The sequence below is a fragment of the Pseudomonas defluvii genome, assembly GCF_001695625.1.
GTDB classification, from domain to species: Bacteria; Pseudomonadota; Gammaproteobacteria; order Pseudomonadales; family Pseudomonadaceae; genus Aquipseudomonas; species Aquipseudomonas defluvii.
Genome location: NZ_MBPN01000201.1, coordinates 1 through 4,011 on the forward strand (window position 1 = coordinate 1; position 4,011 = coordinate 4,011).

The 4,011-nt window shown below is 66.3% G+C and carries 3 protein-coding genes and 1 pseudogene; all 4 read right to left on the bottom strand.

Annotation, left to right across the window (positions count from 1 at the left end; all coding sequences use genetic code 11):
* Positions 1–196 (bottom strand): annotated as a pseudogene (locus tag EKA13_RS26155) (DNA cytosine methyltransferase); the annotation flags it as partial.
* A 519-nt stretch (positions 197–715) separates the two neighbouring features.
* Positions 716–2,728, bottom strand: coding sequence for a DNA topoisomerase III (locus EKA13_RS26160; protein ID WP_009459717.1), 2,013 nt, complete (start codon positions 2,726–2,728; stop codon positions 716–718).
* 278 nt (positions 2,729–3,006) lie between these two features.
* Complete coding sequence (locus EKA13_RS26165; RefSeq protein ID WP_019726334.1) at positions 3,007–3,447, bottom strand: single-stranded DNA-binding protein; 441 nt, start codon at positions 3,445–3,447, stop codon at positions 3,007–3,009.
* 72 nt (positions 3,448–3,519) lie between these two features.
* Positions 3,520–4,011: DUF3158 family protein (locus EKA13_RS26170; protein WP_245704426.1), on the bottom strand; the 492-nt coding region annotated here is incomplete at its 5' end.

The window sequence follows — 4,011 nt, forward strand, 5'->3', positions numbered from 1 at the left end:
CGCCCAGGTTGGGCACATGGGGGTAACGGTGGGCGAGCACGGCGCTCGGGAACGGCTCGATCTCGGCGAACCACGCGGCTTTGAGGCCGAGGGGTTGCCATGCGAGGCTCACGGCCTCGATGCCGCTGCACACGCTGCCGTACAGCAGTGGCGCGGCCTGGGGCGCACCGCGAAGGGTGCAAGGTTGCGGGTTCATGTCGGGTCTCCTGTTCGTGTGGCCCGGGGCGGGCCGGGACGTTGATAGGCAGGAGAAAGGCGCCGAAGGCCCTGCGGCCTTCGGCTCGGGAGGACAGAACCACCCGTGGGCTGGTGCAGGCCCGGTCGTCGCTAGAACCGTCTGCTCATCAGCAATCACACCCGGCGCATGTCGTGGTTCGCGCCGGCATCGTCTGGCGCACATCCGCGCACAAAGGGAGCCCGTTTTTGCGCCGGCGGGCACCGGCACCGAATACCGCTGACCACGAAGGGTCTCCGGGTGGCTCGCGCAGCTTGGCAAGCCACCGGGGGACCCTTCGCAGAGGCGGGAGAAATGCAGATCAGCAGAACGCGCAGGAGGCGGTTCGCGGAGAAGCTACCTTCAGGTCCCGCGGCCGGGGACGGCCAGGCGGGACGCGCACACGGACAAGAAGGCGTTGCGCGCTGGGCGTCCCGCAGGGCGTGCGGAACACAGGCCGCGCCGCCGATGGCGGGCACGGCTCACGGGGAACGGGGTCGGTCAGGAGCCTTTGCGGCCGCTGCGGCGCGGGCGCGAGGCACCACGCCTGGACGTGCCGGATTCGACCGGCAGCGTGCCTTTGCAGTCGGGGTAGCGACTGCACGACCAGAATGGGCCGCTCTTGCCGGTGCGCTGGCGCGTCGGTGCGCCGCACTGTGGGCAAGGCGGTCCGTGGGGAACCTTGATGGACAGGGACGTGCTGCCGTACTGCGCGATCAACTGTGAGATCCATGCAGCCTGCTTGCCGATGAATACGTCCAGCGTGAGCTGTCCAGCTTCGATCATGTCCAGCGCCTGTTCCCAGACGGCGGTTGTCCCTGGGTCGGCAATCGCTGTGGGCACCGCGTCGATCAGGGTGAAGGCCGCATCCGAGGCACGGATGGCGCGGCCCTTCTTCACGAGGTAGCCCCGCGTCAGCAGGCCACTGATGATGTTGGCCCGCGTCGCTTCGGTGCCGATGCCGACCGTATCCTTGAGCTTCTGTTTCAGGCGCGGGTCCGAGACCAGTTTGGCGACGCCCTTCATGGACTTGACCAACTCGCCCTGCGTATAGGGTCGAGGGGGCAGCGTCTTGAGCGCCTTCAGATCGACGTCGGCCACCTGACATGCCAGGCCCTCGCGCAGCGCGGGCAGTACCTGGCTGCGCGCCGCAGGGTCGCCATCCTCCTCGGATTGCGGTTCGGCCAGCACCAGGTGCCAACCCTTGACGACGACCTGCTTGCCGGTGGCCGCCAGCGTCTGCTGGCCGCAGGAGAGGTTCGCCACAGTGCGGTCGAACTCGTGGTGAGGAAGGAATTGCGCCAGGTAATGCGCCCGGATCAGCCGATACACTGCCAGTTCTTTCTCACTCATGGTCGAGAGGTTCGCCGGTTCGAGCGTCGGGATGATGCCGTGGTGAGCAGACACCTTCGCGTCGTTCCAGGCGCGTGAGCGTTGAGTGCGGTCGAGCTGGTCCATGATCGGTCGCAGCAAGGGATCGGTCTTGACCAGGCTGTCGAGGACCGTTGGCACCTCGGCGAACATGCTTTCGGGCAGGTAGCCCGAATCGGAGCGCGGGTACGTCGTGGCCTTGTGCGTCTCGTATAGGGCCTGAGCAATGTCTAAGGTCTCCTGCACATCGAGCCCAAGCTGCCTGGAACACACCTCCTGCAAGGTCCCCAGGTCGAACGGCAGCGGCGGGCCTTCCCGCACGCGCTCGGTTTCGACCGCCACCACCTGGGCGCTGTCCGCGGCGCGGATCTGCTGCGCGGCGTGCTGCGCGATGGGCTGCTGCAGGCAGCGGCCGGCGTCGTCGGTGCATGTGTTCGGGGGAACCCACTGCGCGGTGAAAGCCTGGCCACCAGCGGACAGGGACACGTCGATGGCCCAGTACGGCACGGACACGAAGGCGGCGATCTCGCGGTCGCGGTCCACGACCAGTTTGAGCGTGGGGGTCTGGACGCGGCCGACCGACAGCACGCCGTCGTAGCCAGCCTGTCGTCCCAGCACCGTGAACAAGCGGCTGAGGTTCATGCCGACGAGCCAGTCCGCCCGAGAGCGTGCCAGCGCCGAGTAGTACATCGGCAACGTCTCGGCCGATGGCCGGAGCTTGCCGAGTGCCGCGCGGATGGAAGCATCGTTGAGCGCCGACAACCACAGCCGTTCGATGGGGCCGCGGTAGCCGCACAGGTCGATGATCTCGCGGGCGATCAACTCGCCCTCGCGGTCGGCATCTGTGGCGATGACAAGCTGGGTCGCCTTAGCCAGAAGCGCCTTGACGACCTTGAACTGCGTGGCGGTCTTCGGTTTGACCTCGACCCGCCAGTGCTGAGGAATGATGGGCAACTGCTCGATGGACCAGCGCTTCAACTGCTCGTCGTAGGCTTCGGGCGCTGCGGCTTCTACGAGATGGCCGATGCACCAGGTGACGGTGACGCCGGAACCGTTGAGGCAGCCTTCAGCGCGCTGCGTGGCACCGAGAATCCGGCCAATGTCTTTGCCCTGGGAGGGCTTCTCGCACAAGAACAGCCGCATGTCCGTCCATCCCGATTCCCGTTGTTCATGGAGTTGCTGGAATCGAGGATGCCGAGCGCCACCTGGGGCAGCAGCAAACAAGCCGCATGCGGCGGTGACCGCTTTCACGGGATGGAATGGCTTGTGCGGGGGTGGCGCGTGGCCGCAGGTGTGCGGACCGGGAGCCGCGATATGAGGGAGCGCGTGAAAGTCGGTGGACGTTGGTGGAGCTATCCCCTGGGGATAGCTCGCGAGCGCATGGAGGGCGGCGAAGACGTGCGACCGCCCTCCATGCCGGTTCACTTCCTGCGCTTGGATTCTTTCGGCGCAGCCGGTTCCTGCGCGGCCTGGGGCTTGGGCTCTGCCTCTTGCGGCTTCGGGCTGAGGGTCACGGATTCGATGCGGTACGGCAGGATGCCGACGCTGCGCGCGTTGATCTGCCAGGTCTCGCGCGGCTGATCCTCGTTATCCGTCCAGGGTTCGCGCTCCATGCGGCCGACGACCAGCACGCGCATGCCTTTCTGGTACAGGTCCTTCCAGTGCTCGGCGTCGCGGTGCCAGATTTCCACCGGCGCCCAGAAGCCGCCCCGGTCCTCGAACGTGCCATCCTTCTTCGGCACAGGGTTGTCGAAATAGACGTTCAGGCGTAGCAGGCGACTGGGTTCGTCGTTGCCGTTGGGGAATTCGCGGTACTCCGGTGGCGAACCGATGTTGCCTTCGCCGGAAAAATGCGTGCTCATGATGTGATCTCCGTGGTGGTTGAAATACCCGTGCCTCGTCGGCGCCGGGAGCGTGCTGGGTGCCCGGCGCAATCACCGATCGCGCATTGCGGCGGGAATGGGCGTGAGCCGGCGCAGGTAGGCGTCGTCCGCCTCGGCCGCCTTGCTGGCGCATTCCTGCGCCTGCCTGCCCAAGGTGTGCAGCAGGCTGATCTGCATGTTCAACGTGATGCGCTGCAGCTCGATCGCGTGCAGGTCGGCCAGCAGGTTGACGGGTGTGCTGCTGCTGGCGACCAGCTCCCGCCACAGCGCCACGCCCATGGCCGACCTGTCGTGTCTGCGCCAGCGCAAGAAGACGGTTCCTGCGCCAGTGGTCTGTTGGGCCAGTTCGATGGGCAGCAGGTGGAAGGGGTGCCCGCATGCCTGCTCCAGTACCTGTCGCTGTGCCAGGGCAATCAACTCGTCGCGCATGGCGAAGCACTGGCTGGCCCAGGCCTCGAAGTCCCCTTTACCCTTAAAAGGCTTTAAAAGGCCTTTTAGATAGGCCGCGTGTTCCAGCCGCATGAAGGCACCCTGTTGCAGGCC